Annotated in this window: 15 protein-coding genes and 2 pseudogenes; 5 read left to right on the top strand and 12 right to left on the bottom strand. The window is 58.8% G+C overall.

Annotated features, from left to right (window positions below):
* Positions 1 to 2: 2 nt before the first annotated feature.
* From Q0C57_RS17080 to Q0C57_RS17060, 5 genes are all read right to left on the bottom strand, one after another.
* Positions 3 to 953 carry a TniB family NTP-binding protein gene (locus Q0C57_RS17080; protein WP_296577947.1) on the bottom strand — a complete coding sequence of 317 codons (951 nt, stop codon included), beginning with the start codon at positions 951 to 953 and terminating at the stop codon, positions 3 to 5.
* Positions 937 to 1,845, bottom strand: a complete 909-nt coding sequence (locus Q0C57_RS17075) for a hypothetical protein (RefSeq protein ID WP_296577945.1) — start codon at positions 1,843 to 1,845, stop codon at positions 937 to 939. The genes Q0C57_RS17080 and Q0C57_RS17075 overlap by 17 nt, the downstream gene beginning before the upstream one ends.
* A 33-nt stretch (positions 1,846 to 1,878) precedes the next feature.
* Complete coding sequence (locus Q0C57_RS17070; protein ID WP_296577943.1) at positions 1,879 to 2,979, bottom strand: hypothetical protein; 1,101 nt, start codon at positions 2,977 to 2,979, stop codon at positions 1,879 to 1,881.
* Entirely contained in the window at positions 2,976 to 3,569 is a 594-nt protein-coding gene (locus Q0C57_RS17065) for a TnsA endonuclease N-terminal domain-containing protein (RefSeq protein ID WP_296577941.1), read from the bottom strand. Before Q0C57_RS17065 ends, Q0C57_RS17070 begins: the two co-directional genes overlap by 4 nt.
* A 713-nt stretch (positions 3,570 to 4,282) precedes the next feature.
* Complete coding sequence (locus tag Q0C57_RS17060) at positions 4,283 to 4,429, bottom strand: hypothetical protein (protein ID WP_296577939.1); 147 nt, start codon at positions 4,427 to 4,429, stop codon at positions 4,283 to 4,285.
* 328 nt (positions 4,430 to 4,757) lie between these two features.
* Between Q0C57_RS17060 and Q0C57_RS17055 the strand changes: the two genes are divergently transcribed.
* Positions 4,758 to 6,035 carry a DUF2130 domain-containing protein gene (locus tag Q0C57_RS17055; protein WP_296577938.1) on the top strand — a complete coding sequence of 426 codons (1,278 nt, stop codon included), beginning with the start codon at positions 4,758 to 4,760 and terminating at the stop codon, positions 6,033 to 6,035.
* Positions 6,036 to 6,222: 187 nt separating this feature from the next.
* Positions 6,223 to 6,384 (top strand): hypothetical protein, encoded by a 162-nt coding sequence (locus Q0C57_RS17050; protein ID WP_296577936.1) that lies wholly within the window; start codon positions 6,223 to 6,225, stop codon positions 6,382 to 6,384.
* 44 nt (positions 6,385 to 6,428) lie between these two features.
* On the opposite strand, the gene Q0C57_RS17045 is transcribed toward Q0C57_RS17050, so the two are convergent.
* Positions 6,429 to 7,079: an SOS response-associated peptidase gene (locus tag Q0C57_RS17045; RefSeq protein ID WP_296577935.1), complete on the bottom strand. Its 651-nt coding sequence runs from the start codon at positions 7,077 to 7,079 to the stop codon at positions 6,429 to 6,431.
* A gap of 96 nt (positions 7,080 to 7,175) precedes the next feature.
* Between Q0C57_RS17045 and Q0C57_RS17040 the strand changes: the two genes are divergently transcribed.
* Entirely contained in the window at positions 7,176 to 7,403 is a 228-nt protein-coding gene (locus Q0C57_RS17040; RefSeq protein ID WP_296577933.1) for a hypothetical protein, read from the top strand.
* Between the two features lie 280 nt (positions 7,404 to 7,683).
* Here Q0C57_RS17040 and Q0C57_RS17035 read toward each other — a convergent pair whose 3' ends face one another.
* Positions 7,684 to 7,947 (bottom strand): hypothetical protein, encoded by a 264-nt coding sequence (locus tag Q0C57_RS17035; RefSeq protein WP_296577931.1) that lies wholly within the window; start codon positions 7,945 to 7,947, stop codon positions 7,684 to 7,686.
* A gap of 469 nt (positions 7,948 to 8,416) precedes the next feature.
* On the bottom strand, positions 8,417 to 10,144 hold the full coding sequence (locus tag Q0C57_RS17030; protein ID WP_296577929.1) for a winged helix-turn-helix domain-containing protein: 1,728 nt from the start codon (positions 10,142 to 10,144) through the stop codon (positions 8,417 to 8,419).
* 123 nt (positions 10,145 to 10,267) lie between these two features.
* On the opposite strand from Q0C57_RS17030, the gene Q0C57_RS17025 reads away from it, so the two are divergent.
* Entirely contained in the window at positions 10,268 to 10,804 is a 537-nt protein-coding gene (locus tag Q0C57_RS17025) for a hypothetical protein (protein ID WP_296577927.1), read from the top strand.
* Positions 10,805 to 10,847: 43 nt separating this feature from the next.
* Here Q0C57_RS17025 and Q0C57_RS17020 read toward each other — a convergent pair.
* Positions 10,848 to 11,803, bottom strand: a pseudogene (locus tag Q0C57_RS17020) (IS3 family transposase); the annotation flags it as partial.
* A 66-nt stretch (positions 11,804 to 11,869) separates the two neighbouring features.
* On the opposite strand from Q0C57_RS17020, the gene Q0C57_RS17015 reads away from it, so the two are divergent.
* A complete protein-coding gene (locus tag Q0C57_RS17015; protein WP_296577925.1) occupies positions 11,870 to 12,919 on the top strand; it encodes an IS110 family transposase in 1,050 nt (349 codons plus the stop codon).
* A gap of 244 nt (positions 12,920 to 13,163) precedes the next feature.
* Here Q0C57_RS17015 and Q0C57_RS17010 read toward each other — a convergent pair.
* The 3 genes and pseudogenes from Q0C57_RS17010 to Q0C57_RS17000 form a co-directional block, all read right to left on the bottom strand.
* A pseudogene (locus Q0C57_RS17010) lies at positions 13,164 to 13,421 on the bottom strand (transposase); the annotation flags it as partial.
* Between the two features lie 332 nt (positions 13,422 to 13,753).
* Positions 13,754 to 14,845: a DUF2336 domain-containing protein gene (locus Q0C57_RS17005; protein ID WP_296577923.1), complete on the bottom strand. Its 1,092-nt coding sequence runs from the start codon at positions 14,843 to 14,845 to the stop codon at positions 13,754 to 13,756.
* Positions 14,845 to 17,598 carry an EAL domain-containing protein gene (locus Q0C57_RS17000; RefSeq protein ID WP_296577921.1) on the bottom strand — a complete coding sequence of 918 codons (2,754 nt, stop codon included), beginning with the start codon at positions 17,596 to 17,598 and terminating at the stop codon, positions 14,845 to 14,847. Before Q0C57_RS17000 ends, Q0C57_RS17005 begins: the two co-directional genes overlap by 1 nt.
* Positions 17,599 to 17,829: the final 231 nt, after the last annotated feature.

Here is a 17,829-nt window from a genome sequence, read left to right as displayed (position 1 = left end):
CTTCAACCCATCCAATCAGGTTTGTATGGCGTCGCCTTTCGTGGCTGCCAGCCCGGCGCAAATGGGTTGGCTGCATCTTTTTTGTCCGGAGAGGCCTTATTCGAATATTCTCGCTTATGCAGCGCAAACGCAGAGTTTACAGCCCTGTAAAGCACGTCGTTATCGACTATATTTTTGCTTTCGAAGCGTCGTATCTGTTCTGCCTTGGAAAACAGCTTTATTAGTTCACCAAGGATTCCAGTCGACACAAAATGGAGCCGCTCACAAAAAGAGACAATATCCTCTTCAAGCGCTGGATCTAGATGAACGCCCATGGCCTGCCACAAACTCTTGCACACGCTACAGAACTCACTCGCCTCCACGTCATTTGTCCAATCGTAAGCGGGAAGATACATTGTATCCTCAAACCTACGACGAATCTGTGCATCTCGGTCGAGAACTCGCTCGGCCGCAGGGTTGCCAACAAGCAGGAAACAGGCGCCGGAGTTATCGTGGATATCTTTGATAGTCTCTACTAATCCCGGACGATATGACTGGCCACCCACCTTGAGCAGACGCTGTGCCTCGTCGAGGATGATCCACCTCGTACCGCACCACTTCAGCGACTCAATCACATGCTTTTCCAGTCTTTTGTGGGGTGTTTTCGTGCCGATAGCCTCTGCGAGGCCCTGAAGGAAGCCAGTTTTACGGGCTTCGATATCGAGCGTCATGTAAATCACAGGGATGTAATCAGCGACCGCTTCGCTCCCGTCGACGGTAATACGCCGACCGTCCTTCACCCGTGGGAACTTACTGGTCAGATACTCACAAATTCGCGTCTTGCCGACTCCGGATGAACCCACCAGGATACGCCCGCGACGCGTTGCCGCCGACGTCACATCATGCAGCGCGAAAAGTAATTCGTCTGCGACCGTTTTGAAGTGATAGTGATTGAGTTCAATTGAATGAGCCAATCTCTCTAATCTCCAGCTGTCGAACGGGACGTTTCGAATTCTTCGATGTTATATTGCCAGTTGGCTCCACCATGGACTCGGTATCCGGATTCGGAGCAAGCGGCGGATTCGCAAGAGCATCCAGACGCGAAGATATTCCCATAACCCTTGCAAGATCACGCAATTGATCTTTTGTTTTACCTTCTGACCGTACAGCCGCACGAACTTGATCGGCTAGATTTTTGCGTTTGACTGCAACATCAAAGAATTTCTCTTTGGCTCTATTAGCTTCTGCGCGCATGCGCATGTACTGATGCAGGCTCAAACCAGCCAGGGACTTGTCGTCGGCCATCACCTTTATCCAGCGTTCGTCAGGTAGGCGAACGTAGGCGACGCTCACATCATCTGGACGAATGGCAATCGTAGATGGAAATCGATCGTCGAAGCGGTGTCGTTCCCGGTGCAACTCGAATGAGTTGTATGCAATTCGCTTATAGTAGACGCCCTTGTGGTCTACTATACAGCGACGCCGCACCGTGCAAATCCGGTCCAACTGGTCTAGCGCCCAGAACATCGGCGGGGGTACTAATTTAGTTCCCTCGACCCATCTTTCACGCGGTGATTTTCCTCCCATCCAGTGGCTACGATTGACGAAGTAGCCCGCCATCCACGCGTGAATGCAGTAATAAAGCTGGCTGAGAGAAATGATGCCATGCTTGGCAGCATCATAATCGCTGGAGTGAATCTCTTTCTTGAGGACATGTCCAGGGATTTGGGACAAAAGGTGGTTGTTTAGTTGTTTAAAGGACACCTCGACTTGCGCCTTGAGCCACGGATGGCGCCGAGGAGCATAAGTCCAATCGATATCAAGCTCGTCGCAGATCTGCTGGATGGTACTGCTATGGGCTGACATCGAGTTATCAAAGGTCAACCGGTTAGGCACGCCTTAGATGTTATAGTCCCCGAGATGCGGCCAACGCTCCTTGATATAATTTTTGGGAGTGAGGCAATGGCGTATTGTATTTGCAAAGACGACGTCGGAGGCGGGCTCGAACCCCAGGTGAAACCCAAGCGGGGCCGACGTGTCTCCATCGATAAACCAGGATAGCCACGGACGACCTAGTGGATAGGCGTAGTCGTCATCTACGCAGTAAACATCCAACTGGGTTTCGTCGTATTGAGCCTCCTCAAGTGGATAGGATGGTGAGCTGCCGCCGTGAACGGCACGGAACTTGTGGTCCGCGTGGGCTCGACCGTAGCGCAGGACAGCGAGATCATACGCGGGAAAGCGATTGAGAATGTTGTAGAAGGTGGTTTGAGACGGAAATTCACCGCGTAGCCGTAGGTCTTCCACAGAGCACTGCAGGCTTGATGAGAGTCGGCGCAGAACCTCGCTCGTGACGGTGAATATCGTGAATTTGCGGACTTCGCCTTTCTTGTAGGAGCGCTTTGCCTTCGCGATCTCCTCCGCAATCACCTGTTCGATGAGCGTCCTCGTTTCAGGTCGAAGCTGTTGCCTGTTTCCCTTGCGGTTGTGGCGAGGTCGTAGACCGCTAAATGTACCCTCCGCCAGATATTTCGCTCGTTGCCTGTAGTAAGTTGGAACCGACACAGGTTTGGGTTTTCCGAGAAACTTCTCCCCAAGCTCCTTGCCCAGATTCACGAGCAACGAGGCGAGTTGCGAGGTCTGTCCCTCCTCGGCCGTAGTGCGGCGATCTGGTGCTGCTTCGACTTGTCGAATAAGGTTTTTCCAGAACAGAACGATAGCGCGCTCCGTTTCTGGCAGCTCCACTAAAAGCTGCTCGTTGCCCACCCCACGAACGGCATCAGAGGGTGGGAGAAGCCGGAGTTGGCGTCGCTCATAGCTTTCTTCAAGCGATGCTTGGGTGCGAATGTACGCGGTCTTCAATCCAGCGGTCGCATCGGGTTCGCCCCGTTCGATGAGCTGAAAGGTCGGCACGGAATCTACCAGATATGGCGGGCCAAGCTCGAATAGCCTGCCGTTCATTTCGATGACCGTCCCTTCAACGAAGCTGAGCCGCTTCATGGAGTGTCACCCTTCATGAGACGGGGTCCTGCGAGAATAACGGTGCGACCATCAATCGGAGCGAGATCAAGGTCGATTGCGAGCAGTCCCCATCGGATCGCGGCGCATAACTCCTGAACCGATAGTCCGTTTTCCGCTGATAGTACCTGGGAAGCCGACTGACCGACGAAACGTCGCGTGCGGTGGCCTAAGGCCTCCACGATATGCTCCGGAGCGACGTCACAGCGGCGTCTGCGGCGAATGTATTCAACGTTTCCTTTGCGAATTGGCTCGCGGATCGTGTGCTCGGTAACCACGCGAAACGAGATGCCCGCGGCGTTCAGCGTCTCAGCAATGATTGGCCAGCGTTTCTCGTTTTCAGGAAGTGACGCTTCTTCGCCGAGCTTTACTTCTCGTACCTCAAGCCCGTCCGCCGCCACGATTAGGGCATCCGGACAGTGGGTACGAGTTTTCCCCTCGAAGACATACTTCACGGTCAAGGGCTGAACGAAAAACTGCGAAACACCACCATCAAGTTCACAGTCCCACGCGTGATCGAGCTCTAAGCCTGAGGACAGGTGGACGATTCCGCCGGCCTTCCAACTGCGCATTCGCCCCTGCCGGCCGCGCTTGATGCTTCTAGATTTCCGTGCAGAACGGGCAACGTGAATGCCTGGGAAAAATCTCTCAACTTCAGACTTGCACTCAACGATGCATGCCGCCTTTCTATGCCGCCACGAGTCCACTGCAGGCCAGTAGCGCTCGAGCCCTGGCACCGGCGGTGGGGCGCGCCGCGTAGAAGGCAAAGTACGGGACAGCTCGTGACCCCAATGTTCCGCAGTCCAGACGGCCATAGAACTATCTTGTCCTCCCCGACGACATGCTGCCCTTTGCGGTGGTAAAATTAGTAAACTGACTAGCAGAGATGCAGACATGGTTACTCAAATATTCATTGGCCCGGACAACGCAGTTGATCTGTACGACCTTTTGCCGTTGCGGTGGGCCGATGTCCGCCTGTAGCACCTGATGATCCGCATGAACAAAAGATCGGCCGGCGATCACACGCTGCACTAGGGAAGCGCTGACGTGTCAGCCAGCATGGCCGAGTGCTTTCACTAGGGCCTAGCCAGACTCCTGGCGTTTTGTCTCATGAATGCAAGCCGTTATCGTTTGTCAGCATGATGATCCAGCATTGATTTTCCGATTGACTCGCCAAGGGATAACGGACCTTATGTTCATGTTTTGTTCTTGTCGCGAGGGGTCGCGTATGAGTAGCGTGCAATACCATGCGGTCGTCGCATTTGGTCTCATTAGTGATGGCTTCCTAGCCCCCATCCTCGAGCGGGCGGCGGTTGATCGCGGCGATGCCATCCGGCTGGCTAAACTGCTCGCGCGGGATCACGCCGGGGTCGTTGCCTTCAGCCGCATGGTTGATCTTGGCCGGGCCCACTATGGACCAGCTAACGTCCATGTGATTATTGGCCAGCTTCCCGAGGATCTTGCGGCTATGTTTAGCCCTCAACTTCTTCGCTGTCCGGTCCGGCGTGAGGCACAGGCGCGGAAGGACATGAAGTCTCCGAAGAGCGCGCAATCAGTCGTCATCAGGCCGGCCTTGTGGGCAAGATGAGGCTGACGGACATCGGTCATTCGCGTTGTGCCTCCTAAGCCGATCTACCAATCTTTCGTGAAGCCAGCCGCATTTAGCCGTTGCAGCTACTTGCTAAGCGGTGGTGTTCCGCCCAGCGTTCGAAGGCCCGTCTGTCTTGATGTAACCTCATCTCTCAAGGGTGGTGATTACCGTGTCTGAGCCTGTGATCGTCTGCCCGAACTGCCAGCACGAGATGAAGCTGACGGAATCGCTTGCGGCGCCGCTTCTCCAACAGACCCGTCGCCAGTTCGAACAGCGGCTGGCTTCAAAGGATCGCGAGATCCTCGCCCGTGAGGCGGCCGTGAAGGAGCAGCAGGAGGCGGTTGCCCGCGAGAAGGCCTCGGTTGCCGAACAGGTCGCGGCGACGCTCAAAGCAGAGCGCGAGAAGGTGGCGGCTGAGGAGGCTAAGAAGGCGCGCCTGGCGCTGAATGCCGACCTCGAACAGCGCGCGAGGGAGCTGAAAGACCTCCAGCAGATCCTCGCGGAAAAGGACGCAAAACTTGGCGAGGCCCAGAAGGTCCAGGCCGAGCTCCTCAAGAAACAGCGCGAGCTCGATGACGCGAAGCGCGAGCTCGACCTCACTGTTGAGAAGAAGGTCCAGGAGTCTCTCATCGCGGTCCGAGACAAGGCGCGCCAGGAGGCGGAGGACAGCCTCAAGCTCAAGGTCACCGAGAAGGAGGAGCAGATCGCCTCCATGCAGCGCCAGATCGAGGAGCTGCGCCGCAAAGCCGAACAGGGCTCGCAGCAGCTGCAGGGCGAGGCCTTCGAACTGGAGCTCGAGACCGTGCTGCGCGCCAAGTTCCCGCGCGATCTGATCGAGCCGGTCCCGAAGGGCGAATTTGGAGGTGATGTGCTTCACCGGGTGGTGGGACCGGCGGGCCAGGTTTGCGGCACGATCCTGTGGGAGACGAAGCGGACGAAGAACTGGAGCGATGGCTGGCTAGGCAAACTCCGCGAGGATCAGCGCACGGCAAGGGCCGAGATTGCGCTGCTCGTCTCCAACGCGCTGCCTAAGGGCGTCGAGACCTTCGACCAGGTCGACGGCGTTTGGGTCACCGAGCCGCGCTGCATGGTGCCCGTGGCGCTTGCCCTGCGGCAGACACTGATCGAGCTTGCCGGCGCCCGCCAGGCCTCTGAGGGCCAGCAGACCAAGATGGAGCTCGTCTACCAGTATCTGACCGGCCCCCGCTTCCGGCATCGGATCGAGGCGATCGTTGAGCGCTTCAGCGACATGCAGGCTGACCTGGAGCGCGAGCGCAAAGCCATGACCCGCCTTTGGGCGAAGCGTGAGGAACAGCTGCGGGCCGTGATGGACGCGACCGTCGGCATGTACGGAGACCTTCAGGGTATTGCGGGGCGGTCGATGCAGGAGATCGCAACGCTCGACGCCTTGGCCCTGACAGGCCCTGGCGAGGATCAGGGCTCCTGATGGGCCCTGGGGTAGATCCCGGAGCGGTTCAGTCCAGCACCGTGGCCGGCATGCGGCCGCAGCCTGATGATCGCCGCGGTTTGGACGATTGTTGGCAGCGGGCTCCTGCCACGCCTCGGCGCGCGTCGGGTGTTCGCTGGGGCGCCCATCAAGGCGATCAGGTGAAGCCGGTCCGAGGAGTAAAACCATGAACAGCACCTGGATCCTGGCCCTCTACATCACACCCGCCATCGTCATTGCACTTGGCTTCCTCGCTTTTCTCGATCACCAGCGGTTCATGGCCAAGGAACGCAAACGCGCGGCGGAAGCGGCCGAGACGGAGCGCGGCAAAGAGTGGAACGTCACCTGAGATGGCCGCCTGGCGAGTTCTTGCGTCCGCACTCTCGTCTGGGGTCACACCACTGCAGGGTCCTGCTTTGCCCCTCGCGCGACCACGGCCAGTGAGCCGTCGGGCAAGGGGCGCTGGAGCGCCTTGGCCTCCGACCATGGCGCGCGGAGCCAAACCTCGCGCTCCTCGGCCGTGGTCAGGATGACCGGCATCGCCTTGGGGTGGATCGCGCCGACTTCGGCGTTCGGCTCGGTGGTCAGGAACGCATAGAGGTCAGCGGTCACCTCGCCCTCCTTCACCTTCCGGACGCTGGTCCAGGTCGTCCAGACCCCGGCGAAGAAGGCGAGCGGCCGATCCTCAGTGACCGCAAACCACGCTGGCCCTTTGATCGCGGCATCCCACTCCGAGAAGCTGGTGAATGGCACCAGGCAACGGTGCTCGATGCCGGTCCACCGGCGCCAGTGCGGCGAGGCAAGGTTCCGGACATTCGTCACGCCGGGATCGGTCTTTTTGCCCTCCAGAGCGAAGACCGGTGACGGCATGCCCCAGCGGGCCATCGCCAGTTCACGGCCGTCAGCACCATTGCGAACAATGGGAGCGGCATAATCCGGAAAGATGCCTGGCATGGGCGGCAGATTGCCCGTGCGATCGATCATCGCGCCGGCAAGTTCGAGGATAGCCTGCTGGCCTTTGGTGAGGCTGTACAGATTGCACATGGCTCCATCCTCCCGCGGCCTCTTGCCTGTCCACAAGGGGGATTGCGCGAGCCCGCTGCATTAGAACATAACAAGAACGAACACGAGGAGGACGACGTGGCTCAGCCGGTTCCAGATCAGGCCCGCAACGAGACCGATGACCTCATCATCAGCGACGACGACATTGATGCCGCAATCGCCGAGGCTGGTGGTGACCCGCGAGAAGCTGTCCGCGCGCTGCTCCACGACATCGCCATCCTCGCGCTGGACCACGCGCGCAGTGTGAGCAGCGGGTATCGACGGCAGCGCATGTTCGGCTCCATCGACTTCCTGAAGCTGCCGTGACCCACCGTGCCGCCGAAGCTCACTATCTCGCTTCTGCGATCTGAAGGGGTTCGTGGCGCCTGGGTCCACTGCATGAACATGGCCTGCCGAAACTACGCCTACATCACCTGGGAGCGCATGCGGGTGCGAGGAACCGAAGAGGTTCGCGATCTTGAGATCCGCGGTCGTCTCAAATGCTCAGTATGCGGCTCACGCGAAGTGCGGATCCGGCCCTATTGGACACAGCCCCCAATCTGATCCCTGACGATCGTGACAGCTGAAGCCAGACTTGGCGTCGATCCTACTTGCTGCGTAGTGCCGCCAGGAGGAGTTCGATGGATTCGCGACGGCTGGCGTACGATTCATCGCTCTCGCCTTCGTCACGCACGAGCGTCCAGTCGCCGTCGATCGGCTCCGGCACGTACACGCTCACGACACAGTGTCCCGTCTGGCGCTCGTAATCGTCGGCAATGAGGTCCTCTAGATAAACCGACAGCGGTTGGCCTTGCGCCTCGGCGATCTCGCTTGCAAGCCTGAAAAACTGTGGATCTATGGCGACGGTCATAGCTGCGGTTTACCTCCATCCTCGGCCAGTTCCCAGCGGCTATCATCGGTCGGATGGTCCGGCATGACGCCTGCCAGTGCTCGATCTGCGGCTCAGGCTTTACCAGCGAAGGCGCAAGCATTCTGGCCGCGAGAGAGTTTGCAACCCTTTGTTGGCGCCGTGGCCGGTGAACGGAATCTATTTTGCCACAGCGCGCAACCGTCCGCCGCCAAGGACGTCAGCTTCGCGCCTCTAAAGCGGAAGTTGGATGGTCGCCGAAAAGCAGACGTTTGTGAAGTTCGCGCGGGGGACCGCGAGGGTCGCATCGTCCGTCACCACGTTCGAGGGACTCTCCCCAAATCTGGAGGAGGTTCGGGGTCTCAGGTCACATCACCTTCGCCCCCCGTGGGTCCGCACGCGGGCCTTCCGTCTTCGTCTGTCCAACGAGCGACTGGCAGACGGCGGTGTCGCCAATTCGCAAATTGCGCTCCTACGGCGGCAGGCCGGTCTCCGCCAGTCGGCGCGCAACGCTTTCCCTATGCCCAGGGTCGCGCAAGGCAAGGTCTGCCACGAACCGGGCCGCCGAAAAGGTGGGATCGAGAGCGCGAACCTGTTCGGAGGCGCGGCTTGCTTCCTCCGAAAGCCCATCGCCCGCTGCGCTGACGGCCAGCCAGACCAGACCTGGCCGGTATCGCGGCATTTCGGTCGTGCTCCGGCGAAGCCAGAGCAGCGCCTCCTTGTTCCGCCCGGCGACGGCGTGTGCCTTTCCCATGACGAAGCTCGTGAACGGCGTGTAGAGCGGATCCACCTTCATCGCTTTATCAAGGTGCGCGAGAGCCTCATCTATCCGTCCCTCGTGGACGAGGACCATAGCGTAACGGGGATCGACAAGATTGGGATTGAGGGCGAACGCCCGCTCATACTGGGCCAGGCTCTCGGCGCGTTCGTTCCTCCAGAACAGAATACGGGCCAGAGTAGTTCGCGCTTCAGCCAATTCCCCATCGAGGGAAACCGCCAATCGTGACATCTCCAGGGCCTTCGCCGCTATCGACGGGGCCTGATACTCGGCTCTGAGGACCGGATGGCTGGTCGGCTCGAGATAGGACATCAGATATGTGACAGCGAGGCCGTGCATGGCGCGTGCGGATTGCGGATCTGACGCCAACGCCTTCCCGAACAGCTCGCGGGCTTCAAACAGGGTCGCGCCGCGCTCCCTTCCATACACTTGCGTCAGCTTGTGATGCCCCTGCAGCAGCAGTTCATAGGACGAGAGGCTGCCCGGTGGCTTGAGGTTGGTGCGCTCGATTTCTGCCTGGGTAATTCTAGAGGCCAATCGCAGGACGATCGATCTCGCGACCTCGTCATAGACGGAGAACAGGTCCGAGAAGTCACGATCGTAGCGTTGGGACCACAGATTCTCGGCGTTTGAACCGTCCACAAGATTGACTGTGATGACGACGCTCGAACCTTCGCGGCGATAGCTGCCGCTGATGAGGTAGCGCGCCTTGAGTTGATCGGAAATGACCCTGGCATCTTGTGCCGTGGCATCAAAACGCGAGGACGACTGCCGCGCGATGACGCGCAGGCCCGAAAATGCAGAGAGACGTCTTGTAATGTCCTCCGGCAAACCGGAGGACAGGTGCGCCTGATCAGCTTCCCGCGAGATATTGTCGAAGGGCAGGACAGCGATCGACGGCTCCTGCTGATCGACACCCGGTTGGAGGCTTCGGAAAATGCCAAGGGCGGCGATGCAGACGAACAGAACTCCGGCAATCGCCGCGATGGGCCTGACGGCTCTTTGCGCGGCGCCGCTCCGGCGGCCGGTGTTCTCGTTCGCATGGACAAGGTTGGGCACCTCCATCGCGATATCGCCGGTTGCCCGGGGGGCATCCACCGCAATGTCGATGAGGTATCCCCTTCGCGGAACGGTCTTGATGATCTCGTGATTCCGATCGCCAAGGACCGCACGAATGTCGCTGATGCAGCGTGTCAGCGACTCCTCGCCGACGACAACATCATGCCAGATTGCGCCGAGCAGCTCATCCTTGGTCACAAGCCTTGGCGCTCGCTCCAGGAGATACTGGAGGACCTCCATGCTCTTGGGCCTGAGGGCAAGGCGGACGCCGTCCTTCATCAGGCACGCCCGATCGAGATCAAGAGTGAAGCTGGAAAAGACAAGAAGTCGTCGAGCCATCACGCCCATGGCGCTGTTGTCCACGCATCGTTCAAGAGGCTGATTTCAGCATTTTTTCAGCGATCGTGCATCTGCTCTTCAGGATTTGGCCCGCGCATTGAGCAGATGTGATCGGCGTTCCATCACCAACGGTGACGGGAGGCCGGCTTGCAGTCGAACCCCTTCAGCATCTCCCGCCTCCACCGCGGCGCCGCGGCACGCGACGGCCGCTCATCCGAACACGTGGGCAAGTGTGGATGGCAACCCCTGATAATGCCGATCGCGGCCTTGTTGTTGTTGCTCGGCATGAACCCTTCAGCGGCCCATACGCCGGAGATCGAATGCGCCGATCGGGCAGCCCGCTATACCGGGACCAACAACCGATCGGTCTGGATACTGAAAAGTGGCATTCTTCAGCACCAGCCGGTGTCGCCGCCGATCTTCGTTTTCCATGTCGTTTTCGACGATGAGCAAGCCTACGTGCTCCATGGCCGAACGACGGAATGGCTCACCTTGGCTCTCGACGAGACGGATGTTATCCGGCGCTTCGGCCTTGTCACTTCGGATGCAGGTACGACCGAGCTCCCTCGTCATTTTCTCTTGTCGGGCGGAGACGGTGGCCCAGGCCTCGCCTTCACCTTCGTGGGATGCGAAGAGCGTGCTCCCGGCGAGGTTGCCGCCATCCGCAACGAGTTCTGGGAATAGAGGCAACAATCCGATAGCAAAATAGCTGACGTTGCCCCGGGCTTTATCCAGCTTTGAGTTCGTTCCGGCGGCTGGTTTGGCCCCCTCGGGTGGGTTGAGCGCCGTGGCCCGACGCGGAGCCATTGGCGAGGCGTAGCGTCTAGTCCCGCCGCCGGTGGAATCTGGCCGCGAAGTCCATCGGCGTCTGCCATCCGAGCTTCGACTATGGCCTTGTGGTGTTGTAGTCGAGCTGCCACCGCAAGAGTGCGGCTCTGGCCTGGGCGAGGCTGGAGAACAGCGTCTCGTTCAACAACTCGTCCCGCAGGCGGCCGTTGAAGCTTTCGATGAAGCCATTCTGCATCGGCTTGCCGGGCGCGATGTAGTGCCACTCGACCCTCGCCGCATCAGCCCAGGCCAGGATGGCGTTGGAGGTCAGCTCGCTGCCATTGTCGCTCACGATCATCTTCGGCCTGCCGCGCTCTGCCAGCAGCCTGTCGAGCTCGCGAGCAACCCTCACACCCGACAACGACGTGTCCGCCACCAGTGCCAGGCACTCGCGGGTGCAGTCGTCGACGATCGCCAGGATCCGGAAGCGCCTGCCGTCGGTCATCTGGTCGGCGACGCAGCCGAAGGCGGGCGCGGAGCGACCAATTCCAGCGACCAGCGCTCTTTCGGTCGCAGCGGGATCATCATCGGCGCCCGCGTCCCGATCGCCCGCTTCCGGCCGCCTCGCCGGCGAACTGTGAGCCGCTCCTCGCGGTACAGCCGGAACAGCCGCTTGTGGTTGACCTCGAAGCCTTCGCGTCGGAGCAGCACATGCAGACGCCGGTAGCCGAACCGTCGCCGCTCCCGGGCGATGGCCTTCATGCGCTCGCGCAGTGAGGCGTCATCCCCCCGCGCGGTTTTGTACCTCATGGTCATGCGGCAAAAGCCGGTGGCTTTACACGCCCGCCGTTCGCTCATCCCATGGGCGTCCATGAGGTGGGCGACAGCTCTCCGCTCGGCCGCGGGCGTCACCACTAATGGGATGGTCCGCCCCGTCTCTCCGCCTCATTCTGCTGAGGTCGCAACCGAGGGAGAAGTGCCATGCTTTGCAACAAGCCACGTGATGCGCATGTTTATGGCGTCGATATCGGGAAGAACATCTTCCACGTCGTGGGTGTCGACGCGAGTGGTAAGCCGACCCAGCGGGTTCGATTCCGTCGCGAGACGCTGCTGCAATTCTTTGAACGGGCCGAGCCTGCAATCGTCGGAATGGAGGCGTGCGCCGGCTCGCAGTGGCTGGCGCGGACGATCCGATCCCTCGGTCACACCGTGCGCATCATCCCGGCGCAATTCGTGAAGCCGTACCTAAAGTCGAACAAGAACGACACGCTGGATGCGGAGGCGATCGCTGAGGCCGTGACACGACCGACGATGCGGTTCGTCGAAGTGAAGTCGGTCGAGCAGATCGATATCCAAGCTCTGCACCGGGCAAGGGACATGATGGTGAAGCAGCGGACACGCATGATCAGCCAAATGCGTGCCTTCTGCATCGAGTATGGTGTCGCAATCAGGCAGGGCGCGGGTGTCTTCAAGCTCGATCTACCGCGGGTGGTCGGAGACGAGAGCAATGGGTTATCGGTGCCGATTCGGCGCCTCCTGGCCGAGCTGTTTGAGGACCTGATGCGGCTGGAAGGCCGGATCGATGAGGTTACCCGAGAGATCGAGGCACTTGTTGATCGCGACGATGTGGCCAGGCGGCTGCTCACCGTGCCGGGTATCGGTCCTCTTGGTGCTAGCGCTCTGCTCGCAGCCGTTGGCAATGGCCGTCAGTTCCAGAAGGCCCGCGATCTCGCGGCCTGGCTCGGACTCGTGCCTCGGCAATACTCGACCGGTGGCAAGACGACACTCAGGGGCATCAGCAAGCGCGGCAATGGCTACGTTCGACGCCTGTTGATCCACGGAGCACGGTCGTGTGTGCTGCATCTTGACCGCACGCGAAATCGGCTTGGCGTCTGGCTCGACCAACTCCAGCGCCGCATGCATGCCAACAAGGTGGTCGTTGCATTGGCGAACAAGATCGCCCGCATAGCCTGGGCGATCATCAACCGTCCGGGGACGCTCTACGAGCGGGTTGATCCCGCCTTCGCCTGAGCGTTCCTGCCGACAGATTGCGAGGCTCGAGGAGTGATGACGAGACAGTCGATCGGCATGCCGTAAGCCCTCTGCAAAAAAGCGGGTTTGAGCCCGAACCATTTATTGGGAACGGTGTGCGCGGATCTCATCATGGCCTGGCTGCAACAGCAGCCCACTCGCGAGAGGCCGGATACATTTACGCAAACTGTCGACCGTCAGAATGCTCCAAAGAACCTTGCAACGACGGGGCGGACCATACATTCTTTCCCAGCAGATCCTTCAGCGCGACGTTGTCCAACATCGCGTCGGCCAGCATGCGCTTCAGCTTCGCGTTCTCGTCCTCGAGTGCCCGCAGCCTTTTGGCCTCGGACACGTCCATCCCGCCGAAGCGCGATTTCCACTTGTAGATGCTGGCGTCGCTGACCCCGTGCTTGCGGCAGAGGTCCGAGACCGGCACCCCGGCCTCGTGCTCCTTCAGGATGCCGATGATCTGCTCTTCCGTAAAACGGCTGCGCCTCATGTTCTGGTCCTCTCGATGGGCCAGAACGAACTTCAAACTGGATTAGCCCAGAGGGGCAACGTCAGCTTCGTCTCAGCGACTGAATCCATAGTGCGTGCGAATAGCCGCCATTCAGAGTCGGGCAGACAGGACCGGACCTCGTGAGGGCTGCTCAGGCTAACTTGATCAAGACCCGGAACGATGACGCTGCTACTATCAAGAAAACCTATAGGGTGCCTCGCGCTGCGGTCCAGTTCCGCATGTATTCCTGCTCACGAACTAAATGACCCTCCGCTTTTTTGATCAACGTGCCTTAGCCCGTCGAAACAGGAACCCCACGGTTAGGTGTCTGACTATTCGCATGCGATTGACTCGTGCGATCGCCTTCGCTGGATTGCCAGTGCCATGCGTGCGGTGTCAGGGGTAAGTCGTTCGAATGCGAACGCCGATCTCTCCATTACCAATGCAGTATGCCCCCCGGCTTCACGCAGGAGGAGGACCGCGCGCATTGTCGTCCATGACAAACCCAGTGCGCGACCGAGAACGATCAAACCGTCAGTTCGGGACTGCAGAAAGAGGCTATCGATTGCCTCGGGGTTGAGGTGGCCAAGAACGACCAAAGCCGCGCGCACCCTCACACCATCCCGAGCCAAAGCAAACGCTGCGACTGCCGCATCGTCTAAGGCGCCTTGGGACGCAAGCGCTATGCACTCCGCGTGGGCTGCAGCGCGCGCTTTAAGATCTAACGTTTGGTCGGCGGTGATTTTCTTGGCATCATCGCGCCCAGCGCGGCGGAATATTTTTGGCTGAAGTACAGCTTCGTTGTTGTCGCACAATGGTAATTTAGCAGATGCGGTCGCGATCAGCCTCAGATGAAGATTGCGTGGAAGGTCCGGGCGATCCGAAATGGCCCTGGCTAAAGCGTCATCGCCTGACGCGTGTTCGACCAATTTAGCAAAACCGGCTTGGGTCATGCGCGCGCCAGGATTGATGGCAACGCGATGTAGCACTGCAGGCAACGCCCGACTGATTAGCGCGTCAGTTACAAGCTCGATAAGGTTAGCGCGATCAGCGATGACAAGCAGATGTCGCTCGGTAGCCGAAAGTGCCCGCTCTGTGAGGTAATTGCCATCAAGGCAGCGCGCGTGGAGGAGAACGGGCGTGAAGACATCGGGCCAGACGTCGTTCGCAAGACGCTTCATAACGCCGATAGGCACCGTGTCGATCTGAGCCAATTTATTTGCGATAACGGAACGTGTACAATCGTCTAAACTATCAATCATATAAAGTAATACGTTATCGAGCACAGATACGCGATCCGCTGATAATCTATATGGTGTATTGGCGAATATGTTGGCGATCACCAGCGCAATATCGTGCCGCTTAGAGCTGTCGCCGACAGCATCAATAGTGCTAATGATTTCATCGAAGCCGTCCTGCAGCATTAGCTCAGCCCCCCAACTCGATTTGAATCGGCACGGCGACGCGTTCGGTTGGGCAAGGCCCCATTTGCTGTCGTGAGCCGGTCGTCTGTGAAGACCTCACCCTCTGGCACTGGTGGCGAGAACAGAAATCCTTGGCCAATCGCGCAGCCGGCGGCTAGCACCAAGCTCGCCTGTTCTTCGGTCTCGATGCCCTCGGCGGTCGTTTCGATCCCCAGGCTCCGCGCCAAGTTGACGATCGCACAGATAATCGCGGCGGACTGCGCGCTTGTTGCGATATCGGCGATGAAGCTCTTATCGATTTTAATTTTGTCGAAAGGCAGTTTATGAAGATATCCGAGTGACGAATAGCCGGTGCCGAAATCATCGAGGGCCAACCGTACGCCTAGGTCGTGCAGTTGAAGAATGTCACGTAGAAGCGTGTCGTCTTTATTCATGAACACCGACTCTGTCATCTCGATCTCCAGCCGATGTGCATGAAGATTTGTTTGCAAGAGAGCTTGTGTCACAATGGCTAACAGATCACTCCGTCCTAGTTGCGCGGCCGATAGATTGATCGATACCGGTAAAGGCTCTGGCCAATGGGCAGCGATTCTGCAGGCTTCCTCAATAACCCACTGGCCTATCGATACGATCAGGCCCGTTTCCTCCGCGATGGGAATAAATAAGTCCGGCGATACGAGGCCGCGATGCGGATGGCGCCAGCGAATAAGCGCCTCGAAGGATGTGTATTGGCGGGACACCAGGTCAACCTGCGGCTGGAAGTGCAGCTCGAACTCTCCGCGATCTTGTGCGAAGCGCAGATCCGCCTCAATGTCGCGCCGTTCCTGCGCTCTGAAGGCCAGCTCTTGGTCGAAAAAGCGGTAGCTGTTCTTACCGCTCTCCTTAACGGCATAGAGTGCCGTATCAGCAGCACGCATCAGCGTCTCATGATCTACGGTATTTTCATCCGCAACAGCTATACCAACACTCGCGCCAATCTGAAGATTTTTGCCCTCATGGACATAGTCGCGCCTGATTTCGTTGAGAATTCGGGCTGCAACTGCCGCGCACCTCTCACGACAGTTCTCTCTTCCGTCCACAATGATCGCGAACTCATCCCCCCCAAGACGGGCAAGGATGTCCGCCTCGCGCAGGATCGCCCGGAGCCTACTTGCAACGCCCGCCAGGACTGCGTCGCCAGCGGCGTGGCCGAAAGAGTCGTTCACGTACTTGAAACGGTCGAGATCAATGGCAAGAACTGCAAAAGTATCATCTGCATTCTGCCTGCGCGCGATTCGCGCATCGATCTGGCGGACAAACTCGGCTCGGTTCATTAGTCCAGTCAAGTGGTCATGGGAGGCAGCGAACTGAGCCCGTTCGGCGGCCAACTTTCGTTCGTGAATGTCCACATAAACACCTGATACTCGCAAAGGCCTCCCCTGCTTGTCGAAAGCAGTCGCCCGCCCAGTCGACGAAACCCATCGCCAAACTCCGTTCACATCCCGTTGGCGGAACTCATTTGTAAGCTGGGCCGCCCCATTTTGGAGAAAGCGGGTACGATTATCGACCACTGATCGCAGATCGTCCGGATGGATGATCAGATCATCAATAGTAATTGGCGACGCGCCGCCGGGTTCGTCGAACCCGAGATGGGTCCACCATTTAGGGTGAACCCATAGCCTTTTGCTTGCAACGTCCCACTCCCATAGACCGATCGACGCGCCTTCAGCAGCCATTTCAAGTCGGCGGCTAGAAATCTCGAGATCCGAGCGGGAGCGGACAATGTCGGTTATGTCTTGGAACGCGCCGATGAGCTTAGTAACGCTCCCCTTCTCTTCGATGGCAGTCGCGTAAACACGCACCCAACGATCGTTACCTTTTGCAGTCAAGAACGGCAGTTCGCACTCCCAAGAACCCTTGGTCGCAATGCAGGATTCTAAACCACTGGTCAGTCGTTGGCGGACGTGCACGGGATAGAAGGCCACTGCAGCTTCAAATGTCGGGATATACCCCTCATCGACCTCGTGAATGCGACGCACTTGTCTCGACCAATAGACACTGTTCTTCTGAAGATCCAAAACCCATTCACCGATGCAGGCAAGCTCTGACATCACCGCGAGGTCAAAATTTTTCCGTAATAGATCAGTTGTCACTCGTTTTAATTCTGTAATATCACTTTCGATGGCCATAAAGCCGATGTGTTCGCCACCTTCGCTATGGAGCGGTTGAATGTCTAGGTTGAGCCAGTATGCTTGGCCGGCCTTGGATCGGTTCAGCAGTTCGGCCTGAACCGGTCGTTTGGCGCGAACCGCCTCTCTGATCCGATCGACCGTCGATTGGTCAGTCTCTTCGAACTGAAGGAAGGACCCCGGCTTCCGACCGCGGACCTCTGTGAGCGAATAGCCGCTGATCCTCTCAAACGAGCTGTTTGTCCATTCAATGCGCCCTTCCACATCCGTCAGGATGACGATGTTCGTTGTCCTGTGAGCGACCGTTGATAGCTTCCATACCTCGGCGGACATGGCTTTAAAACGGGCGGCTTCCTCATGCATTCGTCGCCAAAGGGGGATCATGATGAGCGACACGTATCCCACCAACAACACGACGATCAGGCCAGACGTCATGTTCTGGAATGAATGCTCTGCAGCCTCCCTGGCGGGCTGGTACTTCGTTGCGATCAGATCGTTGAGCTTGGAGGCCGTCGAAACTATTTCATTCGAAAGCATGACAATTCGTCGAAAAGACGGATCGGATTGCACTTGAGCGGACAGCATTGACCCTTCGGTCTGGAGAGCGACAAATTCCTCCGCTGCCGCTGTAAGCAGTTCGACGTTACGCGAAAGGCTTACGATTTCGGAGGCAATCTCCGCTCCCGACAGAGCGGCGGTGACGTTGCCCCCAGTTTCTATCCAGCCTTGAGTTCGTCCCGGCGGTTGGTTTGGCCCTGTCGGGCGGGTTGAGCGGCGTGGGCAGACGCGTAGCTATTCACGTTGCGTAGCGTCTGA

The sequence above is a fragment of the Phreatobacter sp. genome (genome assembly GCF_022843985.1).
Lineage (GTDB): Bacteria > Pseudomonadota > Alphaproteobacteria > Rhizobiales > Phreatobacteraceae > Phreatobacter.
The sequence above is the reverse complement of the archived record's forward strand: the minus strand, read 5'-3'. Positions and strand labels throughout refer to the sequence as shown.